This window comes from Allomuricauda sp. d1 (assembly GCF_039592695.1).
Classification (GTDB): Bacteria; Bacteroidota; Bacteroidia; order Flavobacteriales; family Flavobacteriaceae; genus Flagellimonas_A.
The window spans coordinates 831,085-854,659 of the sequence record NZ_JBBUTK010000002.1; the positions used below are offsets into that span (position 1 = coordinate 831,085).

24 protein-coding genes are annotated in these 23,575 nt (G+C 41.3%); 21 read left to right on the top strand and 3 right to left on the bottom strand.

Annotation, left to right across the window (positions count from 1 at the left end; genetic code table 11):
* The first annotated feature begins 27 nt into the window (after positions 1-27).
* The 9 genes from AAAH86_RS10810 (at position 28) to AAAH86_RS10850 (ending at position 7,988) form a co-directional block, all read left to right on the top strand.
* Complete coding sequence (locus AAAH86_RS10810) at positions 28-1,125, top strand: acyloxyacyl hydrolase (RefSeq protein ID WP_343487625.1); 1,098 nt, start codon at positions 28-30, stop codon at positions 1,123-1,125.
* 4 nt (positions 1,126-1,129) lie between these two features.
* A complete protein-coding gene (locus AAAH86_RS10815) occupies positions 1,130-1,942 on the top strand; it encodes a head GIN domain-containing protein (RefSeq protein WP_343487626.1) in 813 nt (270 codons plus the stop codon).
* A 94-nt stretch (positions 1,943-2,036) separates the two neighbouring features.
* Positions 2,037-3,113: a serine hydrolase domain-containing protein gene (locus AAAH86_RS10820; protein WP_343487627.1), complete on the top strand. Its 1,077-nt coding sequence runs from the start codon at positions 2,037-2,039 to the stop codon at positions 3,111-3,113.
* Positions 3,114-3,171: 58 nt separating this feature from the next.
* A complete protein-coding gene (locus AAAH86_RS10825; protein WP_343487628.1) occupies positions 3,172-3,405 on the top strand; it encodes a thioredoxin family protein in 234 nt (77 codons plus the stop codon).
* Between the two features lie 40 nt (positions 3,406-3,445).
* Positions 3,446-3,895, top strand: coding sequence for a hypothetical protein (locus AAAH86_RS10830; RefSeq protein WP_343487629.1), 450 nt, complete (start codon positions 3,446-3,448; stop codon positions 3,893-3,895).
* Positions 3,896-3,937: 42 nt separating this feature from the next.
* Complete coding sequence (locus tag AAAH86_RS10835) at positions 3,938-4,165, top strand: hypothetical protein (protein ID WP_343487630.1); 228 nt, start codon at positions 3,938-3,940, stop codon at positions 4,163-4,165.
* A 57-nt stretch (positions 4,166-4,222) separates the two neighbouring features.
* Entirely contained in the window at positions 4,223-4,831 is a 609-nt protein-coding gene (locus AAAH86_RS10840; RefSeq protein WP_343487632.1) for a MarR family winged helix-turn-helix transcriptional regulator, read from the top strand.
* Positions 4,832-4,878: 47 nt separating this feature from the next.
* A complete protein-coding gene (locus AAAH86_RS10845; protein WP_343487633.1) occupies positions 4,879-5,601 on the top strand; it encodes a LuxR C-terminal-related transcriptional regulator in 723 nt (240 codons plus the stop codon).
* A 65-nt stretch (positions 5,602-5,666) separates the two neighbouring features.
* Positions 5,667-7,988, top strand: coding sequence for an outer membrane beta-barrel family protein (locus AAAH86_RS10850; RefSeq protein ID WP_343487634.1), 2,322 nt, complete (start codon positions 5,667-5,669; stop codon positions 7,986-7,988).
* A 29-nt stretch (positions 7,989-8,017) separates the two neighbouring features.
* Here AAAH86_RS10850 and gldA read toward each other — a convergent pair whose 3' ends face one another.
* Both gldA and AAAH86_RS10860 read right to left on the bottom strand, forming a co-directional pair.
* Positions 8,018-8,914 (bottom strand): gliding motility-associated ABC transporter ATP-binding subunit GldA, encoded by an 897-nt coding sequence (gldA, locus tag AAAH86_RS10855; RefSeq protein WP_343487635.1) that lies wholly within the window; start codon positions 8,912-8,914, stop codon positions 8,018-8,020.
* Complete coding sequence (locus AAAH86_RS10860) at positions 8,914-9,144, bottom strand: hypothetical protein (RefSeq protein ID WP_343487636.1); 231 nt, start codon at positions 9,142-9,144, stop codon at positions 8,914-8,916. The genes gldA and AAAH86_RS10860 overlap by 1 nt, the downstream gene beginning before the upstream one ends.
* A gap of 510 nt (positions 9,145-9,654) precedes the next feature.
* On the opposite strand from AAAH86_RS10860, the gene AAAH86_RS10865 reads away from it, so the two are divergent.
* The 5 genes from AAAH86_RS10865 (at position 9,655) to AAAH86_RS10885 (ending at position 14,597) form a co-directional block, all read left to right on the top strand.
* Positions 9,655-10,485 carry a prephenate dehydratase gene (locus AAAH86_RS10865; protein WP_343487637.1) on the top strand — a complete coding sequence of 277 codons (831 nt, stop codon included), beginning with the start codon at positions 9,655-9,657 and terminating at the stop codon, positions 10,483-10,485.
* The gene (locus AAAH86_RS10870; protein ID WP_343487857.1) at positions 10,479-11,624 is read left to right on the top strand and encodes an aminotransferase class I/II-fold pyridoxal phosphate-dependent enzyme; all 1,146 of its coding nucleotides are present in this window, start codon (positions 10,479-10,481) and stop codon (positions 11,622-11,624) included. The genes AAAH86_RS10865 and AAAH86_RS10870 overlap by 7 nt, the downstream gene beginning before the upstream one ends.
* Positions 11,625-11,702: 78 nt before the next feature.
* Positions 11,703-12,566, top strand: coding sequence for a prephenate dehydrogenase (locus AAAH86_RS10875; RefSeq protein WP_343487638.1), 864 nt, complete (start codon positions 11,703-11,705; stop codon positions 12,564-12,566).
* Between the two features lie 121 nt (positions 12,567-12,687).
* Positions 12,688-13,770: a bifunctional 3-deoxy-7-phosphoheptulonate synthase/chorismate mutase type II gene (locus AAAH86_RS10880; protein WP_343487639.1), complete on the top strand. Its 1,083-nt coding sequence runs from the start codon at positions 12,688-12,690 to the stop codon at positions 13,768-13,770.
* Between the two features lie 152 nt (positions 13,771-13,922).
* Entirely contained in the window at positions 13,923-14,597 is a 675-nt protein-coding gene (locus tag AAAH86_RS10885; protein ID WP_343487640.1) for a head GIN domain-containing protein, read from the top strand.
* A 76-nt stretch (positions 14,598-14,673) separates the two neighbouring features.
* On the opposite strand, the gene AAAH86_RS10890 is transcribed toward AAAH86_RS10885, so the two are convergent.
* A complete protein-coding gene (locus tag AAAH86_RS10890; RefSeq protein WP_343487641.1) occupies positions 14,674-15,111 on the bottom strand; it encodes a hypothetical protein in 438 nt (145 codons plus the stop codon).
* 106 nt (positions 15,112-15,217) lie between these two features.
* On the opposite strand from AAAH86_RS10890, the gene rsgA reads away from it, so the two are divergent.
* From rsgA to queA, 7 genes are all read left to right on the top strand, one after another.
* Positions 15,218-16,165 (top strand): ribosome small subunit-dependent GTPase A, encoded by a 948-nt coding sequence (gene rsgA / locus AAAH86_RS10895; protein ID WP_343487642.1) that lies wholly within the window; start codon positions 15,218-15,220, stop codon positions 16,163-16,165.
* Positions 16,166-16,177: 12 nt separating this feature from the next.
* The gene (dtd, locus tag AAAH86_RS10900) at positions 16,178-16,630 is read left to right on the top strand and encodes a D-aminoacyl-tRNA deacylase (RefSeq protein ID WP_343487643.1); all 453 of its coding nucleotides are present in this window, start codon (positions 16,178-16,180) and stop codon (positions 16,628-16,630) included.
* An 80-nt stretch (positions 16,631-16,710) separates the two neighbouring features.
* Complete coding sequence (locus AAAH86_RS10905) at positions 16,711-18,612, top strand: DUF3857 and transglutaminase domain-containing protein (RefSeq protein ID WP_343487644.1); 1,902 nt, start codon at positions 16,711-16,713, stop codon at positions 18,610-18,612.
* A gap of 6 nt (positions 18,613-18,618) precedes the next feature.
* The gene (locus AAAH86_RS10910; RefSeq protein WP_343487645.1) at positions 18,619-20,637 is read left to right on the top strand and encodes a DUF3857 domain-containing protein; all 2,019 of its coding nucleotides are present in this window, start codon (positions 18,619-18,621) and stop codon (positions 20,635-20,637) included.
* A gap of 1 nt (position 20,638) precedes the next feature.
* A complete protein-coding gene (locus AAAH86_RS10915) occupies positions 20,639-20,965 on the top strand; it encodes a nucleotide pyrophosphohydrolase (protein ID WP_343487646.1) in 327 nt (108 codons plus the stop codon).
* A 137-nt stretch (positions 20,966-21,102) separates the two neighbouring features.
* Positions 21,103-22,359 carry a 3-phosphoshikimate 1-carboxyvinyltransferase gene (locus tag AAAH86_RS10920; RefSeq protein ID WP_343487647.1) on the top strand — a complete coding sequence of 419 codons (1,257 nt, stop codon included), beginning with the start codon at positions 21,103-21,105 and terminating at the stop codon, positions 22,357-22,359.
* A 73-nt stretch (positions 22,360-22,432) separates the two neighbouring features.
* Positions 22,433-23,482, top strand: a complete 1,050-nt coding sequence (gene queA / locus AAAH86_RS10925; protein ID WP_343487648.1) for a tRNA preQ1(34) S-adenosylmethionine ribosyltransferase-isomerase QueA — start codon at positions 22,433-22,435, stop codon at positions 23,480-23,482.
* Positions 23,483-23,575 lie beyond the last annotated feature (93 nt).

Consider the following 23,575-nt stretch of genomic DNA (forward strand, 5'->3'; position numbering starts at 1 on the left):
TTCAAACTTCAACTTACCTTTGCCCCAATGAAGCGGCTCCTACTTATCATTTTTCTTATCGGTACTTATTTTGGGTTTTCCCAAGGTGAAAATAGTTCAAGGAAATATACATTGGACGCCAGCCAGTTTTATGGTTCCATCCTTTTGCATAATTCTGACATTGCCCATCTTATTACGTCACATCCTGGGGGTATCATCCTTGGGTTTAACCGGAAACGGTTTGGTGACGCCGTTTGGGAAGCCGAATATAACTACCCTGATACTGGTTTTTCGTTCGTGTACCAAAACATGAACAATGCAACTTTGGGCCAAAACTTCGGATTGTATGCCCACTACAATTTTTATTTTTTCAAACGCAATCTTCAGTTTCGAATAGGGCAGGGGGTGGCCTACAATACCAATCCTTATGATCGGGAGACCAATTTTAGAAATTCGGCCTACGGCTCCCATTTATTGAGTTCTACCATGGCAATGCTAAACTACCACAAAGAAAATCTGGTTGCTGGTTTGGGGGTGAAAGCGGGTATTTCGCTGATTCATTATTCCAATGCCAATTTTAGGGCGCCCAACACATCGACCAATACCTTTGCCTTGAATTTAGGATTGGTGTATGATTTGAACCAGCAGGAGGAACGCGAATATCTGAATCCCCAGAAAGAAAAAATCACCGAGCCCATCAAATTCAATGGAGTCATTCGAACAGGATTGAACGAGGGTGATGTAGTGGGCTCTGGACAGTTTGGTTTTGTGGTACTATCTGCCTATGCCGATAAGCGACTGGGCAGAAAAAGTGCCATTCAAGTGGGTGGGGATTTCTTTCTGTCCTATTTCTTGAAAGAATTGATTCAGTTTCAGTCCAACTCGTTTCCTGAAATAAATGTGGATGCCGATACCGATTTTAAAAGGGCAGGCGTATTTGTGGGCCACGAGCTGTTCATCAACAAGATGAGTTTGGTGACCCAATTGGGGTATTATGTGTATTATCCCTTTGACTTTGAGGGCAGGGTCTATAACCGTATTGGCTTGAAACGCCATTTTGGCGATACATTCTTTGGAAGCGTGACCTTAAAATCGCATGCCGCCGCTGCTGAAGCCGTTGAATTTGGAATAGGTGTTAGACTGTAAAAGTATGAAGTACGAAATGCGAAATGCGAAATTTTATTCCTTGGAATGTCCCCTTGAAGGGACTTTAGGGGTGTTTTTCGTATTGTTGATCTTAGTATCCTTTTCTGCCTGTAACTCTGAAAACGGTCCCGACTGCTTTCAAAACGCTGGCGATTTGACCCGAAACGAGATTTTGGTTGCTGATTTTACAAACATCACCGTTTTTGAGCGCTTAAATTTGGTGCTCAAGCAGGGCGAAGAGCAAAAAGTGGAAATTGAGTCTGGAGAATTTTTGTTGGATGAGATTTCAGCGGTGGTTGAAGGCGATAGATTGATATTGCGCAATGAAAACGGCTGTAACCTGTTCCGCGATTACGGACTTTCCACCGTTTACGTGACCTCGCCCAACATTGAAGAAATTAGAAGCAGTACCGGACTTTTGGTATCGAGCGATGGCGTACTGAACTATCCGAATCTGAGATTGCTTTCAGAAAGTTTCAACAATCCGGAAACGGAAACCACTTCGGGCACTTTTGATTTAGATGTGCAAAACGAATCCGTTAGCATTGTGGTAAACGGTATTGCCTATTTCAAATTGCGAGGGGCCACACAAAATTTTAGCATTAACGTTGCTGCCGGCGACACCCGAATTGAAGCCGAAAATTTGATGGCAAATTCGGTCACCATCAACCATCGCGGCACAAATGATGCGTTGGTGAATCCGCAACAAAGCATTTCGGGAGTCATTCGAGGCTACGGTGATGTCATCAGTTTTAACCGGCCTGATGTGATTGATGTTGAAGAGACCTTTGAGGGGCAATTGATTTTTAGGGATTAGAACAACATCTTGTCATTCCCTGTTCCGATAGCTATCGGGAGCGGGAATCTAATTTTACTTTGTCTAGATTTCTCACTATGTTCGAGATGACATTATGTTTTCGTACCTCAAAAACTTATTCTTTTCTCAAACCAGTACAAAATCCGTAAAAAGTCTCTCTGGTATCAAAAAAACCGATGCCCTATTCCACAATCTGGTTACTGAACAGCAAGTACCCGGAATTGCCATCACGATTTTAAGGGAAGGCGAAGCACTGTTGCAAAAAGGGTACGGTTATGCTGATTTGGAAAAAAAGATTTTCATGAACCCTAAAGAGACCATTTTCAGAATTGCCAGCATTTCAAAATGCATTACAGGTTTGGCGTTTGGCAAAATGGTGGAAGAGGGACTACTGAATTGGGACGATTCCTTCTACAAACACGTGCCCTACTATCCGAAGAAAAAGCATGACTTTACGCTTCGGCAATTGGCATCTCACACAGCGGGGATCCGCGGTTATCGCGGCAAGGAATTTGCCCTGAACCGACCCTCTTCCATCAAAGAAAGTATCGAAGTGTTCAAAAATGACCCCTTGGTTTTCGAACCTGGCAGGGGCTATCTGTACAACAGTTTTGACTTTGTGTTGCTATCATTGGCCATGCAAGAGGTGAGTGGCGTTCCGTTTGAAGCGTATGTAAAGGAAAACGTGTTAGATCCTTTGGGGATGATAAAAACTTTTGCACCCGAGTGTCACCCTGAGCGCAGTCGAAGGGTCTTTAACACTCACTTCTACACTAAAACCGCCACTGGCTTCAAAAAAGCGGTTGAGGTCAACAATTTCTACAAACTGGCAGGTGGGGGTTATCTTTCCACCAGTGAAGATATTGCGAAACTGGGCCAGGCCATTTTAAAGAAAGAACTGTTGAATCTAAATACGTATCAAGAATTGCTTACTGCCCAAAAAGTGAATGGCAAATCCATTTACTACGGACTCGGATTTCAAGTGAGCCAAGATGCAAATGGGCGACATTTTTTAGGTCATGTAGGCAACAGTGTTGGGGCGTACACCAACTTTTTTGTGTATCCTGAACAAAAAACTGTGGTTTCGATACTTATCAACTCTAGTGACCCCAAAGTTCAAAATATATTGGATGGAGCTATCAACGAAATTTTGATGAATAAATTTGTTTAGTAAGGAATCCTAACTATATTTGTATTGCAATTTTGCAATAATCTAAAAAGAATTAACAATGAGCAAAGCAACTTTTTATCATGCAGGCTGTCCGGTATGTGTTAGTGCAGAACACGAAATCATTGAACTGGTCGGAGCCTCAAATGTGGAGGTCGTTCATTTGGGTGAAGAAAAAGCCCATATCTCCAAAGCGGAAGAGCTTGGGGTGAAGTCTGTACCCGCATTGGTCACACCTTCGGGAAATGTGCTTCATATCAACTATGGTGCTTCCATCGAAGATGTAAAGGCGTAGTTTTTTATCCTTAAAAGTTAGGAATCCTAATTTAAATACAATGAAAGCAAGAACAATTTTCTCAGTTGGACTCCTTTTAGGAAGCATATTTACATCATGTGCCCAGAAAAGTCCGTACAACAGCGATGATTTTAAGATTGATGCCGTTCAGGTCAACCACAACTCTGATTTGAGTATTACCGTTTGGGAAATTTCCGTAGTGGGCAAAGCTGGTGAAACGGTTCCGACTGCTGTTGGTCAATTGGATGGTGCCCCGGTTTTGGGCTATGTTTTTCCAACAAACCTAGCTTCTACTGACGTAGGTTTTGGCAAAACGGAAGGTATTGTGGCCTTGGCATTGACCTCACATCCTGATTTTGATGATACCCCGCTTTGGGATGAGAACAGCGATTCGATTTTTGACAATGATGGGTTGGTTTGGCATCCGCATTGGGTGATTTTGACCGAGGACAAACGGGTCGCTGGTGGACTGTCCGTAAAACAGTTTTAAAAAGCAGATAAGACCGTGGTGCTTCCCCCGACAAATCCCGGAATGCCCATGTATATGGATTCTCCAGGTTATCCGGTTACGGCCAAGAGCAATACCATTAAAGTGGCGGTACCCGACTATCGCATCAACAACAGAACAACCTTTAATTATGATGGGGTCACGGCTTTTATGAAGGTGAACACCAGTTTAAATGACAAGCCAATGTTGGGGGTTTATGAAGTTTTCAGTGTGGCCAGTGGTGATTTATCCTTGCCGTATGCTGTAAAATAATAGTTCCTAAGTTAATTAGGATGGCTAACTTTGTCCCGCAATAAGCGGGACATTTTTATGAAGAATAGTTTGTTCAAGCCCGAAGAGCAGCATGATGATGTGGCCAACAAAATTGTTGTTGGCTTGGAGCGCCTTTCACAGGCGTTCAAAACCCTACTGTGGGAAAAGGCCAAAACTCTTGGTTTGAGCCCCATTCAGATTCAAATCCTCATTTTTGTGGCCTATCACAAAGGGGGATTGAACAATGTCAGCCTTTTGGCACAAGAATTCAATGTGACCAAGCCCACGGTGAGCGATGCCGTCAAAATTTTGGACAAAAAGGGACTAATTACAAAAGACTATTCTTCAACGGACAGTAGGAGCTATTCCATCTCACTTTCAGAAGCAGGCAAGAATATTGTTTCAGAAACGGATACCTTTGCAGATCCCATCAAGGTGTTGGTGAACAAGTTCGGTGACCATGAGAAATCCGCTTTCTATCAAGTGTTGTCAAAGCTTATTTTTCAATTGAACCAAGCGGATATTTTGACCGTTCAACGAACATGCTACGCCTGTAAGTTTTACAGAAAAGATGATAGCGGTCACTACTGCAATTATCTTGAAAAACCACTTCGCGACTCCGAAATCCGGTTGGATTGTCCAGAATTTGAGGGTAAAGTTGTATAAGTTGCAGTCTTCTCAAATTTTCAAGAACTTTATACAAAACCTTGACAATGAATTTTTTTAGAAACTTTTCTCTCTTTGGAGCCATGCTGTTTGGTTTTATGATTCAAGCGCAAAATAAAGCGACCCTGCCGAACATGATTTTGGAGTTTGAAGATGATGCCTACAAAGAACTTTCACTCTCAGAATGGAAAAAGTTTAAAAACTTTGAACAAAAATTGACGTTGGCCAAAGGTGCAGAACCCAATAAAGAAGAACAATTACGGGGCTACGCAAGGGATTCCATCCAGATTTTGGGGGTAAAGCTTATGGCGGTTAAACTTTTGGAAAAGAAAAAGTTGTTGAATCGAGATATTGCTGAAAATCCCAGTTATTATGTGTCACTGCTTGAAGAACTTCGTGAAAGTGGAATTCCCCAAGTAGAATATTTGTTTCTAGAAGAAAAGATGGCCTATTTAAAACAGGAAGCTTTGGAACAACAATTGGGGCAGAGCAGGTGGTTGAATGCAGGACTGCTGATTTTGTGCCTGGGCTTGGGTTACATTGTCCTACGATTTAAAACAAAACTTCGACAAACAAAAACCCCAGAATTGAGCCGACAAGAAATGACCGTTCGAAATTTAATTCTTCAAGGAAAATCCAATAAAGAAATTGCGAACGAACTTTTTGTAAGTCTCAGCACTGTCAAAAGCCACATCACCAACTTATATGGCAAGCTGAATGTGACCAACCGTCAGGAACTTTTTCAAAAAAGCACAGGTACTAGTACCTAATTCAGACCCTAAAAACACCTCCGAAGCTATTTTCAGTAGTTGTTTTGTTTCAAAATCTATTGGTTTTGCAGCGGATAACTTTATTGTTCCTTTTGATGTTTTGTTCCGTCAATGCCCAGGAATCGTACCGATTAATGGGGAAGGTCTATGATGAAAAAGAAAATGCCATTGTTATTGGCGATATTTTATTGTACAACAAAACTGAAACCGAATTAGTGCAATACACCATTCTTTCAGATGGTTTTTTTGAGTTGACCAATATAGCTGCGGGTAGCTATGTACTCAAAATTTCTTCATTGGGTTATGAAGACAAAAGCCTCTCTATTGAGATTTCCAAAGACATTTCACTTGAATTTGTACTGACGGAACAAGTTTCCAGTCTAGAGGAGGTCGAAGTCACGGCAGTGAAGAATCCCATCACGAACAGCAACGGTAATTTGAAGTTGGACGTTCAGAATCCTGTTTTTTCGTCAATTCCCGAATTGTTGGATGTGTTGGCGAAGTTGCCCACAGTGCAGATTGCCGCCAATCGGGAATCAGTTTCCGTTTTGGGTAAGGGCAATCCCTTGATTTATCTGGGCAACCAACGCATCGACTTTCAGGAATTTACCTCGCTGGCTGTTAATACCATCGAGTCGATTGAACTCATCAATAATCCATCTGCTCGTTATGAGGCCAGTGGTCGGGCGGTCATCAAAGTGACGTTGAAGCGTGATGCTTCCTCCAATACGGTTACGTTTACCGAGATTGCTTCCATCCGTAGAAATTTCAACAATTATCTTTCTACTAGCGGAAATATGAACTTGGGCAGGTCCAACTTCCGTGGAAACTTCAGTTACAATCAATTGGGTCAATGGGAGAGCAATACGTTTCGGTTTGAAATTCCTGAACGGAATGTGTTGGTCGATTACTTGGTGCTGGTGTCCGACAACAAGCGACGGGAATTCAATGGCGGTGTGGGTTGGTACCTTCCCTTTAAAAAAGAAGGGTACATATCGCTCAATTCAAACTTTCGGCTGCAGACCAATGACGCTCCGATTTTTACAGAGACTTTTTTACGGGATGGCCTGATGGAAAACGATATTTTCACAAACACCGATAACAACAGGGAACGTAACTATGTGACGGTCAATTTCAATTTTGAAAAACCCCTGACAAAAAACCTGAACCTTTTTACGGGACTCCAATTTTCGAATTATCTGGAACTGTATGACTCCAACATTTCAAACAACATAGATGACAGTAGTTTCACGCTTGATGAGGCCCGAACACAAAAGTACCGTATCAGTTCCTTGGCATTTCGCACTGACTTCACCCATAAGATTTCAGCCAATACCACATGGGAATTAGGCCTAAACTGGAACGAGGCCAAGGCCCAAGCAGTTTCCGATTTTCAAGATTTACGAACGGATGATTTTACATCGGTCGATTTTGGTTATGACGAAGGATTGTACGCTGCATATACTTCGTTTGCATCTAAGTTGGGCAAAAAAGTAGATTATTCGGTAGGTCTGCGATTGGAGCACAACCAGGTCAAAAGCGGATTGGAAACCGAAGAAATTCCATTGGTAGAGCGGAAGACGACCAATCTTTTCCCGAAAATGAATGTTTCTATACCATTGGACTCCACAAAGACAATTTCCCTTAATTATGCTAAGAGTGTCAGCCGACCGAATTTTTCCCGAACAAACACGATTTCCTTATTTATCAATCCTTTTTTAGAAGGAGCGGGAAATATCAATTTACTGCCGAGTATGACAGATGAGGTTTCCACCAACCTGCAATGGAAAAACAAATCGTTGGCAGTGGGTTACAATCGTACCAAACGCCCCATGAATTTTACCATTGGTTATGATGAAGAGGCAGATGTCGCGATACTGTCACAGGTGAATCTTGAAAAGGAATCCGGTTTTTTCAGCAATCTCACATTGCCTTTTTCCAAAGGAATTTGGAGCACCACCAATACCATTGCCCTTTATTACAACAAGATTGAAGACAACAATGCCGTTTTAGGGGTAGCAAGGCCTTACATCTATGCCTATAGCAATCATCAATTCAAAATCGCCAAAGACATGACTGTGGCTTTTGGGGTATGGGCACTTACCCGAAGACAAGAAGGTATCTTTAAGCGAAATACCATGATTGTGCCAGATACGATTATTTCAAAAACCTTTTTTAAAAAATGGGAATGCAGTCTACGATTCAATGATTTTTTCAGGGCCATGAACTTTGAGGAGGCATACGCGATTGATGGGGTTTTTGCAGAAGGCACCTACTTTGCCGACGGTCGCGAAATGGCACTCACCATTCGGTATCGATTCGGTGACGACGCAAAAAATGATTTTAAGAGCAGAGATGTCGATGAGAATTTAGACCGTATCAATTAATCTAACGTCTCATGTCTATAATCTTACGTCTATTCTCCCGTTAACTCCGTAAACAAACTCTCTAAATTCTTGTTCTTACGGCTCAGTTGAAGCGTTTTGAGTTTGTTGTCATGTGCAAAATCAAAAACCGCTGGGCGCATGTCCTTTGCAGTGTTGAAGGTAATTTCATAGATGAAGCCACCTGTGTTTTTAACCGATTTCACGTTGGGCAATTGATTCAACAGCACTTCCTCCACACGGTAATCAAACTCCACTTCAATAATTTGCTCTTCGGCTTCACGAAGTTCTTCCAATCTTTTATCGGCGACAATCTCACCTTTGTTGATGATGATGACCCTATCGCAAACCGCCTCGACCTCTTTCATAATATGGGTGGAGAGTAGAATCGTTTTTTTCTTGCCAATTTCACGAATCAGTTTTCTGATCTCGATAAGTTGGTTGGGGTCGAGGCCTGTAGTGGGTTCGTCCAATATCAAGACATCGGGGTCGTGCAAGAGTGCCGCTGCCAGTCCGACCCGTTGGCGATAGCCTTTTGACAGCTGTCCGATTTTTTTATGGGCCTCTGGGGTCAGTCCGGTTTGTTCAATGACTTCGGCAATTCGATTTTTCGCCACCTTGTACACATCGGCGTTGAAAGCGAGATATTCCTTCACATACATTTCCAAGTACAGTGGATTGTGTTCGGGCAGGTATCCGATACTTTTTTGAACGCTTCGTTCCTCTTTCAGAACGTCATATCCGTTCACGGCAGCCTCTCCTACATCCGCTTTGTAATACGTGGTCAAGATGCGCATCATGGTCGATTTGCCCGCACCATTTGGACCCAAAAAACCGACAATCTCCCCTTTTTTGATGTCGAAAGAGACACTGTTCAACGCTTTTTGCTTACCGAAGGTTTTGGTGATGTTTTGAGCAGTTATGGACATTAAGAGATTCTTTTGCTGACGAAATTAACCAATTGAGAGATTTCCTCAAGGTTGCATTCATGAAGATGATAGCACTTTTTTTGACCCTTGTATTTGAATTCAAGTAGATTTTTGTTCGTGGTTGGTTTTGAAAGTGCAAATTCTCCAAAAAGACTTCCCAAGAAACTGATAATGCTTCCGACCAAATCAGTCTTTGATTTATGAAACTCAAAGTTTTTTAATGCTTTCATGGAATATGGAATCGGTTTTTCAGATTCATACCTATCATGAACATGTAACACACCATCTGCAATGAAAATCTCAAAAACCGGCTTTTCCTCAAGAGGAATCTTTTCATACCAATAAAATTGAGATTCAAAAATAAACCATTTAAGCTCCCCTCCTCAGTTGAGAAAGGGGGAGGGCTTTGACTAAAGGGAGGAGCTTTTTGTATTCCTAATTTTCTTGTACTTTTTATCAACAATCTTCATTCAATGTATCAGAATGTAATAAAATCAAAAAAAATCCGTCATTCTCTTTGTATTCTCAGTTGAATACCTAATCTTAGCCGCAAGTTTTTCAACAATGAACAACACGTATTTCTGGAACGGTTTCTTTTTTTACTTCTTTTACCGAAGAGGTTTGGGACTGTTATGATATACGTTTAGTATAGAAACATTGAAAGTCCCGACCCGAAGTCGGGACTTATTTTTTGCACAAAATTGAGATTTCCCCTCCTTTGGAGGGGGTTAGGGGAGTCCATGAAACTGAAAATCGCCATACAGGGAATCAAAGGAAGCAACCACCACCAGGTCGCCACCGACTATTTTGGTGAGGCCATTGAATTGGTTGAATGCCTTTCATTTGATAAGATGATAGACCATATCTTGGCTGATTCTGCAGACAAGGGCGTAATGGCCATTGAAAACTCCATTGCGGGCAGCATCATCCCCAATTATAATTTGATATGCCAAAATGGGCTGCACATTATCGGTGAGCATTATCTGAGCATTCACCATAATCTGATGGCGTTAAAAGGGCAGGCCATCAGTGCTATTCAAGAGGTTCGGTCGCATCCCATGGCGTTGTTGCAGTGCATGGATTTTCTAAAACAGCATCCCCACCTGAAACTGGTTGAGGATGTGGATACCGCAGAAACGGCACGACAAATTCAAGAAAAGAAGCTCAACCATGTTGCTGCCATTGCTCCAAAAGTAGCGGCAGAATTATATGACTTGGAGATCGTTGCTCCAGAAATTCAGACCATAAAAAACAATGCCACACGGTTTATTATCATCAAAAAGCAAAACAAAGTTTTGCCCAAGGAGAAAATCAACAAAGCTTCCTTACGATTTACTACCGACCACAAAAGGGGCAGTTTGGCAACGGTCTTGAACGTGATGAGCGATTGTAATCTAAATTTGACCAAGATTCAATCATTACCCGTGATTGAAACCCCTTGGAAATACGCTTTTTTTGTCGATGTCACCTTTGAAAACTATGAGCACTTCACCAAGGCAAAATCCTTGTTGCAAATCATGTTGGAAGAATTCACCGTGCTCGGGGAATATAAAAATGCACTGTTATCATGAAAACTGCGGATAGGCTGCACACAGTTCAGGAATACTACTTCTCAAAAAAATTACGTGAGGTAAGAGGATTGATGGCTGAAGGAAGGCCCATCATCAATATGGGAATAGGCAGCCCAGACCTACCGCCGCCTGTTGGGGCATTGCAGACTTTGAACAATGTGCTTTATCAAGAGGGCGTACATCAGTATCAGAGTTATCAGGGGCTTCCGGAGCTTCGTGAAGCGATGGCCGATTTTTACAAGCAACGTTTTGGCGTGACCGTAAATCCGCAAAATGAAGTGTTGCCCTTAATTGGTTCCAAAGAGGGTATCATGCACATCAGTCTGGCTTTTTTAAATGAGGGCGATGGGGTTTTGGTGCCCAATCCGGGATATCCTACGTATTCGTCAGTGTCTAGATTGATTGGTGCCAAATTGGTGGAATATGATTTGTTGGAAGAAAACGATTGGTTGCCTGATTTGGAAGCTCTTAAGAGAACAGATTTGTCGAACATCAAATTGATGTGGATCAGTTACCCCAATATGCCCACTGGTGCCAAAATCACTTTTAAAAAAATGCAGATGTTGGTCGATTTTGCCAAAAAGCATGACATTTTGTTGGTGAACGACAATCCGTACAGTTTTGTTTTGAACAGTTCACCCACCAGTATTTTGCAGGTTGAAGGGGCCAAAGAATACGCATTGGAGCTGAACTCCCTCAGCAAGACCTTTAACCTTGCGGGTTGGCGTGTGGGCATGGTGATGGGTAGTGCAGAACATGTTCTCGCCGTTCTTAAGGTAAAGAGCAATATGGATTCGGGCATGTTCTACGGTATTCAAAAAGGAGCGGTTGCAGCCTTAAAAAGTGGTCAGGAGTGGTTCAAAGAATTGGATGCCACGTATGAAAAAAGAAGGGATTTAATGTTCCGATTGGTGGATAAATTGGGCTGTACCTATGATGCAACTACAGCTGGAATGTTTGTCTGGGCCAAATTGCCAGAAGATTCGAAAACATCCGAAGAATTTATTGATGAGGTGTTGTATGACAAGAGCATCTTTATTGCCCCTGGCACTATTTTCGGGAGCAATGGGGAAGGTTATATCCGTTTTTCACTTTGCGTCAAAGAAGAAAAAATAAAAGAAGCCATTAATAGATTCTAGAATGAAGAATTTAGAATTACGAATTGTCACCTTGAGCGCAGTCGAAGGGTCGTTGGTTCTTAATCATCCAGAAAAGTTATGAGGTTCGCAATCATCGGAATAGGTTTAATCGGAGGTTCTTTTGCAAAGGGCATCAAACGGTTGCACCCTACCGCTAAAATTATAGGGATTGATAACAATGCATCCCATCTGGAAGAAGCACTTCAACTGGGTCTCATTGATCAAAAAGGCGATTACGAAAAGCTTCCTGAAGCAGAAATGGTCATTATGGCGATACCTGTGGATGTGGCAGTCAAAGAGCTTCCCAAGGTTTTGGACAGTATTGGTGATGATTGTCTGGTATTCGATGTGGGCTCCACCAAATCATTGGTTTGCGAATCCGTCGAGAACCATCCGAAACGAAGAAACTATCTGGCCTGCCATCCAATAGCCGGTACGGAGTTTTCAGGTCCGTCCGCAGCCTTTGATGGCCTTTACGAAGGCAAGACCAACATCATTTGTGAAGTGGAGAAAACAGCGTTTAAGCTGCAAGAAAAAGCATTGGAACTCTTTCAGGGATTGGGTATGCGCATCCGCTATATGAATCCTGAATCACATGACAAGCACATTGCCTATGTGTCCCACTTGTCGCACATCAGTTCCTTCATGTTGGGTAAAACGGTGATTGAAGAGGAAGAAAACGAACGCGACATTTTTGACATGGCGGGCAGTGGTTTTGAAAGCACGGTGCGATTGGCCAAAAGTTCTCCCGACATGTGGGCGCCGATTTTTGAGCAGAACAAAGCGAATGTGGTCAAAAGTTTGGAAGAGTACATCAAAAATCTGGAATCCTTTAAGCAATTAATGGAAGAAAATGATTTTGAGGGAATCCATTCCCAAATGAACAATACGAACCGGATAAAACAAATTTTAAAGGGAATACCGTTGGGAAGTACGAAGTAGGAAATACGAAATACAAGACCTGCAAGGTGTTGTCTGCAAAGCAGACCTCCTTGAAGGTCTAAAACGTAAGAAATAAGAATTGGCAAACAAAAACACGAAATAAAACGAATTAACACATACGATGAAGAACTCAAAAGAACTACGAACATGGTTGGATGATATGCAATTACCGCACCCATTGGTGATTGCAGGGCCATGCAGTGCCGAGACCGAAGACCAAGTAATGAAAATTGCGAACGAATTGAAAGATTCAGATGTCAGTTACTACCGTGCAGGAATCTGGAAACCCCGCACCCGCCCCGGTAATTTTGAAGGCGTGGGTGCCATCGGCCTGAAATGGTTGCAGCGTGTCAAAAAAGAAACCGGACTGATGACCGCCACTGAGGTTGCCAATAGGGTGCATGTTGATTTGGCCCTCGAACACGATATCGATTTATTATGGATAGGAGCTCGTTCAACGGTCAGCCCTTTTATTGTTCAAGAAATTGCTAATGCTTTAGAGGGTACCGATAAGGTGGTCTTGATAAAAAACCCCGTTAATCCTGATTTGGCATTGTGGCTCGGCGCTGTAGAGCGTTTGCATTCGGCCAATATCGAAAAATTGGGAGTCATTCACCGTGGCTTTTCTACCTATCAAAAAACGAAATATAGAAATATTCCCGAATGGCAGATAGCCATCGAATTGCAAAGTCGTTTTCCAGATTTACCATTGATCAATGACCCGAGCCACATCACGGGCAAACGCGATATGGTGTTTGATGTCTCGCAAACGGCATTGGACCTCAATTTTGATGGGCTCATGATTGAAACCCATGTTGATCCTGACAATGCTTGGAGTGATGCGGCACAACAGGTGACACCATCAAATTTGAAGCAGATGTTCAAAGATTTAAAAATGCGAAAAGAGACTGATGAGCAGGCAGAATACAACTCGAAGCTGAGCAACCTGCGGGCACAAATTGATGTAATTGACAATCAATTGATTGACACGTTGGGCAAGCGTATGCAAGTGGCCGATGCCATTGGTGAGTTGAAAAAGCAACGAAACGTTGCTGTACTTCAGACCAACCGATGGAACACCATTTTAGGAAAAATGATTCTCGAAGGTGAAGAGCACGGCCTGAGCGAAGAGTTTGTGCTGCGTATGTTCAAAGCCATTCACCAAGAAAGTATCAACCATCAGGAGAAAATCATCAACGCTTAATGTAGGCATTCCCCTCCTTTGGAGGGGGCGTCCCGACCAAAGTGTCGGGGCGGGGTGGGTGCTTGATCAAGTATGAAGATGGGTTGGTTTTTAAATTAAAACTGTAACAATACCTGAATTTCTTCATCTTTCAGAAAACAAAACAGAACGTCATGAAATCGATAATTACCTTTTGCTTAGCTTTTATTTCTTTGGCAACTTATGCCCAGAGAACCATTGATAAAGAGGTTGGAGAGTTTACTGAGATCAAAGTATTTGACCTTATCGAGGTGAACTTGATACAATCTGATGAAAACAAAATTTTGATCAAGGGATGGAATGTTGATGATATCAAATGGGTGAACAAAGACGGTACGCTGAAACTGCGAATGGAACTGGACAAGAAGTTTCAAGGAGAAGATACCTTCATTGAGGTATATTACACGAAACTGAATGTCATCGATGGTAACGAAGGGGCGAAAATCACCTGTAACGAAATGGTGCAAAAAGATAGAATCGAGTTACGGGCACAAGAAGGTGCGCAAATCAGAATCGGAATGGATGTGGAGTATGCCGAAATTCGTGCGGTAACGGGTGGTATCATTGAAGCCTCAGGTTTGGCCGAAAACCAGTCCATAGTTTTGAACACAGGAGGCATTTTTGAGGGGCGTGATCTGCGCACCTCAACATCTGATGTCAAGATTTCAGCAGGTGGGGAAGCCGAGGTTTTTGCATCAGAACGGGTGGATATCAATGTGAAAGCAGGAGGCGATGTAGTGGTATACGGCAATCCCAAAGAAGTCAATAAGAGCACATTTGTTGGGGGTAGGGTAAGAATAGTGGATTAAAACCAAACTCAGACCAAAGAATAAGCCCCAACAGAATTGTTGGGGCTTATTCTTTTTAGAACGTATCTACAAAAATCTATTTCTTGAAAATATATCGTGTGATGAAGATACCTTGGTTATCACCTTTTCCAGCACTTTCAACAGCACTGGTCACAAATTCAAGACTCCATCCATCGGCAATCATGGCATTGATCATTGAGGTGATCAGCGCATCGTTTGCAGCAATGTTCTGAAAACGGATGCCTCCTAGATTGAAAAAGTTCAATAATTTGGTTTCTTCGAAATTTTTGACTCTGATTTCACTACGATCTGATTTGTTTCGCGTGTTGTCTTCTTCGGTCTGAACACTGGTAAATTCTTTGTAGTCTTTGTCTTCAAGAGCGTTGATAATTCGAGAACGCCCCAATCCGTTGGGTACGATTGATTCGACGCTGGTGATGACCTTGTACTGTTGAGCAGTCACTTCGATGGTTCCCACAATCGCCAAAAGGGCGATAAAAATGATTTTTTTCATAATTGATTCGTGTTTGATGTTATGACAGGCCAATGTTAAAACGAATTTGTAAGAAAAGAAAATTGTTTCTTTGCTATTGTATGAATTGTTATCAACATTGTGCTTGATGCAGGGAACCGTGTATAAATCCACCGGAAGCTGGTACACCGTCAAATCGCTCGATGGCGATTTTTATGAGTGTCGCATCAAGGGCAAGTTTCGGATAAAGGGCATAAAGAGTACAAATCCGATTGCTGTGGGAGATGAAGTGGTTTTTGATTTGGAAACCATAGGGGATGAGACCGTTGGTATTATTTCAAAAATCAAGAAGCGAAAAAATTATATTGTAAGAAAATCGGTCAAGCTCTCGAAACAAGTGCATATCATTGCTGCCAATCTTGACCAAGTTTTTTTGATGGTGACCCTGAACAATCCGACCACCTATACAAGTTTTATCGACCGCTTTTTGGTGACTGCGGAAGCCTATGAAATTCCAGCCATTTTGTTGTTCAATAAAATGGATTCGTATGATGAGGATGAAATGGTCGAAGTAGATTATCTCATGAAATTGTACGCTTCAATTGGGTACAAAGCCATAGGCATATCGGCGAAAAATGGCGAAAATATTGAACAAGTCAAAGATTTGATGCAGGATAAAACGAGCATGTTCTCAGGCAACTCGGGCGTGGGCAAGTCAACTTTGGTCAATGCTCTGGAATCGGGCCTGCAACTGAAAACTGCCGAGATTTCAGAACAACATCTGCAGGGCCAGCATACAACGACCTTTGCCGAAATGTATGATCTGTCTTTTGGGGCAAAGATTATTGATACCCCGGGTATTCGTGGTTTTGGTATCGTTGACATGGATAAAGATGAGTTGGGTGATTATTTTCCCGAGTTTTTTGAGTTGAAATCCGAGTGCAAGTTCAATAATTGTCTGCATTTAGATGAGCCCAAATGTGCCGTAAAGCAATCGTTGGAAGATAATGAAGTGGCTTGGAGCCGATATCGAAGCTATGTACAGATGTTGGAAGAAGATGTTGAACAAACCTACCGAAGAGACGATTATGAATAATGTGTACGGGCCATGAGGGCAATGATTCAAAGGGTCTCAAAAGCAAGTGTCACGGTCAAGGGCAAAACAGTTTCCCAAATAGGCCATGGATTGCTTATTTTACTGGGAATTGAAAATGATGATAATAAAGCGGATATTGAATGGCTGTCAAAAAAAATTGTGAACCTTCGCATTTTCAATGATAAAGAAGGCGTGATGAACTGTTCGATTTTAGATGAGGATGGGGAAGCCATCGTGGTCAGTCAATTTACCTTGCATGCCTCGACCAAAAAAGGAAACCGTCCTTCCTATATCAAAGCCGCAAAACCTGAAACGGCCATTCCGTTGTACGAAAGTTTAGTGCAACGACTTGAAATGGATTTGGGCAAACCGGTCGGTACCGGCATCTTCGGAGCTGACATGAAAGTGGAACTGCTGAATGATGGCCCTGTGACAATAATTATTGACACTAAAAATAGGGAATGATACATTTTGTCGATTTTTTTGCCTCTTCTTGTAAGAAACCCTACATTTTTGCCGTTTAAAAGCGAAACCTAAATCAATACATGCGTTTTTTTACCCTCCTATTGACTGTTATTGTTTACGGCCAATTATTATCACAAGAGCTTGCGCTAAATTATGGTAGTATTCCACCTCAACTTTTAGAAAACGCAGATGCGATTGTTCGATTGGATGAAAAGGAAGTAGTTATTGACTCCTACAGGTCAATGAAGGTAACCCATAACCGTATAGTCACAGTGTTGAACGAATCAGGTAAAAAGTATATACATGCTTATGCCTTTTATGACAATGAAATAAAAATAAGCGGCTTAAGTGTCATAGTTTATGACGCCAAAGGAAAAGAAATAGACAAGTTCAAAGAACGTGATTTTTTAGACCAAAGTGCCACTGGCAGTAGTACATTGTATTCCGACAGCCGGGTTAAGTATCTAAGATACACACCAATAGAGTATCCTTACACAGTGGTCTTCAGTAAATCATACCTGTCATCAGATACAGCATTTATTCCCAGCGGTAATTTTTTGGATGGTTATCGTGTGAGCACTAAAAAAAGCAGTTATACTTTGAGTGTAAATTGTGATGTTCCTTTTAGACACAAAGAAGAGCATTTGAAAGAGTTTGGTGTGCAAAGCAAAAAAATGCCAAAGAAGTTCCATTATTATGCAGAAAATTTAAAGGCTGTTGAGAAAGAACCATATGCCTATGGTTTTAGGGATTTTGCACCACAAGTAAAGTTTGTACTAGAAAAGTTTCATCTTAAAGGTGTAGATGGTAAGGCAAAAAATTGGAAAGAATTTGGTAAATGGATTTATGAGAGCCTACTTGTTGATCAAGACATATTAAATGAAGCAGCTAAAGCTAATGCTAGAAAATTGGTATGGGGTGTCAAAAATCCTGTTGAAAAAGTTAAGAAAGTATATGAATACGTACAAAACAATACCCGTTACGTCAGTGTACAGCTGGGTATCGGTGGATGGAAGCCCATAAGCGCACAAGAAGTTGATAATGTAAAGTATGGTGATTGCAAGGGTCTTACAAACTATACCAAAGCCCTACTGAAAGAAGTGGGCATAGATTCATATTATACCATAGTTTATGGTGATACACAAAAACGTGATTTAGATCCAGATTTTCCCGCACTTCAAGGAAACCATGTATTTCTCAATGTTCCTTTGGAAAATGAATCGATATGGCTTGAATGTACCGATCAGCAAGTGCCAGTAAATTATTTGGGAACTTTTACAGATGACCGCTATGTTCTAAAAGTCACGCCCAATGGAGGTGAGCTTGTGAAATCAAAAAAATATTCAGAACAAGATAGCAGACAATCGACAAGCGCATCAATTTCGATTGATCGATTAGGAAAAATATCTGCAGAAGTAAATATTATATCTACAGGTGTACAGTACAATCAAAAGTATAGATTGGTAAATCAGACATATCAGGAGCAAGAAGAACATTATAAAGACCATTGGGATTATGTGAATAATATGCAGATTGATGACATCGACATTGTAAATGATAGAGATACCATAGCCCTGCAAGAAAAGATAGCAGTTTCTACAGAAAACTATGTTTCTTTTGCTGGTGAAAATTGGTTGTTTACACCCAATATGTTCAATCGAAATTTATATGTACCCAAAAGAGTTAGAGACAGAAATAGAGAGGTGGTGGTTCAGAGAGGGTATATGGATAAAGATGATTTTGTTATCAAATTACCTGAAGGGTATAGAATAGAGGCCTTATTGTCAGCCGTTGATATTTTAACCGATTTTGGCGAATATCAGATAAACATGGAAAAGATATCTGAGACCGAGTATCGGTATTCTAGAAGATTGTTGTTAAAAGCGGGTAAATATCCGAAAGAACGCTATGACGAGTTTCGTGATTTCAAGAAAAAAATAGCTAGAAATGACAATTCCAAAATTATACTGACCAAAACATAACCATTGATGAGAGTAAGAATACTTCTATTAGTTTTTTTATATGCGGTTATATTAACTGCTCAAGAAAAGAGTTTCAAGTTTGGAAAGGTGTCAAAAGCTGAGGTTGAACAAGCACAGCACCCGATTGAAAAAGATGCCGAAGCTGCAATTTTGTACAAAAAGGAAAGGGTGTTTTATGAATATATTGCCGATGATGGTTTTAAGACTGTCCGCGATGTCCAATATCGAATAAAAATTTACAATAAATCAGGACTAGGCTGGGGGACCATTGAAATACCTCTTTATAAAAATGAAAATGGTGAAGAACGCATTTCACAAATTAAAGCGTATACCTATAACATGGTCAATGGTAAAGTCGAAGAAACGAAACTTAAGAAAGATGGAATCTTCGATGGAGACGTTAACAAATACCGAAACAAAACCTCCATAGTTATGCCCGAAATTAAGGAAGGTAGCGTAATAGATGTTGAATACAGGATTACCTCAGACTTTTCAAGTTATATCGATGATTTTCAATTTCAATATGGCATTCCTGTAGATGTAGTTAATGTAAAGGTCGAGATTCCCCAATATTTTTTCTTTAAGCGTTTTGGTAAGGGCTTTTTCCCGATAGATATTAAACAATATAAAAAACATAGAACGATTTCAGTGACTTACAAAACTGAGAACAAAGGTCAATATGCCGGTAGCGGGCGTAGAACAAAAACAGGAGCTTTAGAGTTTTCAGAAAATGTTTATGAGGTAAATACCAGTAATATTCCCTCGCTAAAAGAAGCAGATTATACTGATAATATCAACAATTATCGTAGTGCTTTGAAATTTGAATTGGCCTCAACACAATTTCCGAATAGTCTATATAAAAATTATAGTGTGAGTTGGGATGATGTTGCAGAATCCATATACAAATACGATGACTTTGGTGGAGAACTCAAGAAAGAAAAGGTAATAAGAGACATTGTAGATCAACTTGGGGCCGAAAACGAAGATAGAGAGATCCTTGCTGAAAAAATATTTGAATATGTTAAGGGCAGGATGACATGGAATGGATATTATAGCTATGCATGCGAGAATGGTATCAAAAAGGCCTTTAATGAGAAAAAAGGTAATGTTGCCGACATTAATATAATGCTGACCGTCATGCTCCGTTATGCAGGTTTTAATGCCAATCCTGTTCTTGTTAGCACTAAATCACATGGTATACCATTATTCCCGACTAATGAGGGATTTAACTATATCATATCAGCAATTGAAAATAGTGATGGCACATATATGCTACTTGATGCTACTGAAAAAATGGCCCCGATGGGTATACTGCCCGTAAGAGCTTTAAATTGGAAAGGAAGACTGGTAAGAGATGATGGCACCTCTGCTGAAATAGATTTGACTCCAAGAAAACCTGCAAAAAAAATGATACTTATGAATGCCAATCTATTTGAAGATGGTTCTGTCGAAGGCAAAATGCGTACCCAGCTTACGGCAAGCTTGGCATTTGACTATCGTGAAGCTCATAAAGATGAGTCTCTAGAAGATATTGTAGAAGGTATGGAAACCCGCTATCTTGAGATGGAAGTGGACAATATGGAAATCAAAAATCAACAAGAATGTTATAAACCATTGGAAGAGTCTTGTTCATTTGTGAAAGAAAACCAAATCGAGATGATTTCTGGGAAATTATACTTTAAACCAGCTCTTTTTCTCACAATAAACGAAAACCCCTTTAAGATGGAAAAAAGGGATTATCCAGTAGATTTTAAATTTCCTCAAACACAAGATTTGACCATCAATTTCAAGATTCCAGAAAACTATAAAATAGAATCAATTCCTGAAAGTACAGCGATTGGTCTTCCAGATGACATGGGTGTTTTTAGATATACAATCAAACAAAATGGCAGCTTCTTGCACTTAAAAAGTAAAATCAATATTAATGCCGGTATAGTACCACCGATTTATTACAAAACCCTAAAGGAATTTTACAATCAAATTATTGTAAAACAGTCAGAAAGAGTAGTTTTGACAAAAGCTTGAGATGAACATACAAAACGCCCAAAAGGCGGTTGATGAATGGATTCAGAACCATGGGGTGCGCTATTTCAATGAATTGACCAATATGGCCCAATTGACCGAAGAAGTCGGTGAAGTAGCACGCATCATTGCACGTCGCTACGGCGAACAAAGCGAAAAAGCATCAGATAAAGAGAAGGACTTGGGTGAAGAATTGGCCGATGTGCTCTTTGTGGTCCTTTGCCTTGCCAACCAAACGGGGGTTGATCTTCAACAAGCCTTTGACAAAAAGTTGCAATTAAAAGCCAAACGCGACCATGACCGCCACCACAAAAACGAAAAGTTGAAATAAAAATGGCTCCTTTCCCTAACCAGGGAAAGGCGACCCGACGAACTATCGGGTCGGAAAGGGTTGTGTCAAAATGGATTTCTAAAGCTGGTTTATTGTGTGTTTTTCCTAGCTTTGGAACTTTCAAAAAACGAATAGCTTTGAAACTCGACCTTTCCGCACCATCAACTAATAAAATCAAGGCCTCGATTGAAATCACCGGTTCAAAAAGTGAGACCAATCGGTTGTTATTGCTACAGGCATTATATCCAAACCTAAAGATTGAAAATAGTTCAAATTCTGACGATGCCCAAGTCATGCAACGCGGATTGAAAACTTCCAATGGGGAAGTCGATATACACCATGCCGGCACTGCGATGCGGTTTCTGACGGCCTATTTTGCATCACAAGACGGAAAAGAGGTCACTTTGACGGGTTCTAAGCGTATGAAAGAACGCCCCATCAAAATTTTGGTAGAGGCATTGCAAAGTATGGGCGCAGCTATCAGCTATGTTGCGAACGAAGGCTATCCACCAATAAAAATTAAAGGGAAAAAGCTCGAAAACCATAAAGTTTCGCTTCCTGCCAATGTGAGCAGCCAGTACATTTCGGCTTTGTTGCTTATCGCGCCAAGCCTCGAAAACGGTCTGGAGTTGAATTTAATGGGTGAAATCACTTCGGTACCCTACATTAAAATGACCTTGGGCTTGCTCACGGCGATTGGTGTCGATTCCACATTTGAAGGAAACCAAATTAAAATCCATCCCAAGAAAAAAATTGAGGACGCTAAGTTGGTGGTCGAATCTGACTGGAGTGCGGCCAGCTATTTTTACAGTCTGGTAGCCCTTTCAGAGGTGGGCAGCGAAATAACGTTGACCTCTTACAAAAAAAACTCACTTCAAGGCGATAGCGTCTTGGCAGAGATTTATAAGAATTTTGGTGTTGAAACAACATTTTCGAAAAATTCAATTACTCTTTTGAAAGTCCACTCTCCAAGTGGGAGAGGGGACTTAGGGAAGAGGGCCTTAAACCTAGATCTTTCAAACGCTCCCGACATTGCCCAAACCATTGCCGTGACCTGTTTCGGACTGGGATTGGGTTGTCGTCTAACGGGCCTGCACACACTGCCCATTAAAGAAACCGATAGATTGGCCGCCATGAAAACCGAACTTGAAAAATTTGGGGGCGAAGTTTTTATTGATCATGAGAGTTTGGTGTTGAACCCATCCAAGGACATCAAATCAGAGGTTTCTGTGGATACCTACAACGACCATAGAATGGCCATGGCCTTCGCTCCGTTAGCCTTAAAAACAGGTTTCAACATCAATGATGCGGGGGTGGTTTCAAAATCCTATCCTGATTTTTGGAAGGATATGAAAAGAGTTGGTTTGGGTGTTTCACCCGTCGAACAGAATTAATTGCCCATTTACTTGACATCCCCTAGTGGCAGATTGTATATTTGCGGTCTTTTAAAAATATCCTAGAAAACCTATGAAATTATCAAACTTCAGTTTTGAGCTTCCAAAAGAATTGTTGGCCGAATACCCTGCTGAAAATCGTGACGAATCCAAATTGATGGTCGTGCACCGCGAATCTGGTAAGATTGAGCACAAACTGTTCAAAGACCTGATTGATTATTTTGATGAGGGTGATGTCATGGCGTTGAACAATACCAAGGTTTTTCCTGCCAGATTATTTGGCAATAAAGAGAAGACCGGAGCTCGGATTGAAGTGTTCTTGTTGCGCGAACTTAATGAAGAACAGCGCCTTTGGGATGTCTTGGTAGATCCTGCGCGAAAAATAAGAATTGGCAACAAATTATATTTTGGCGAGGATGAGAGCTTGGTCGCCGAGGTGATTGACAATACGACTTCAAGAGGGCGTACACTTCGGTTTTTGTTCGATGGCTCTTATCTGGATTTTAGAAGGAAACTGAAAGAGCTGGGCGAGACCCCATTACCGAAATACATCAAGCGTGACGCTGAACCAGAAGACGAACAGCGTTACCAAACCATTTATGCCAAGCATGAAGGTGCCGTTGCAGCCCCAACTGCTGGATTGCACTTCTCGAAGCATTTGTTAAAGCGATTGGAGATAAAGGGTATCAATTATGCTGAATTGACACTTCATGTAGGTCTGGGCACTTTCAATCCCGTTGAGGTTGAAGACCTTTCAAAACACAAAATGGACAGTGAAGAACTGGTCATTGACGAGAAGGCGACCGAAATCATCAACAATGCAAAAAGCAACAAAAAACGGGTTTGCGCCGTGGGCACCACAGTGATGAGAGGGCTTGAGAGCGCAGTATCTTCTGAAAGAACATTGAATACCTTTGAGGGGTGGACAAACAAGTTTATTTTCCCGCCCTATGAGTTTAGCATTGCCGACAGCATGGTGACCAATTTTCACCTGCCAAAATCAACGTTGTTGATGATGGTTTCTGCATTTATGGGGCACGATTTGATGAAGAAGGCCTACAAACAAGCCATTTTGGAGCAATACCGGTTCTATTCGTACGGTGATGCAATGTTGATACTATAATTTTTTGTCATTCCTGCCTCCCGATAGCTATCGGGAGGCAGGAATCCTTATAAATCCCGATTTATCATCGGGATTTTTCTTTTTCTAACTTTG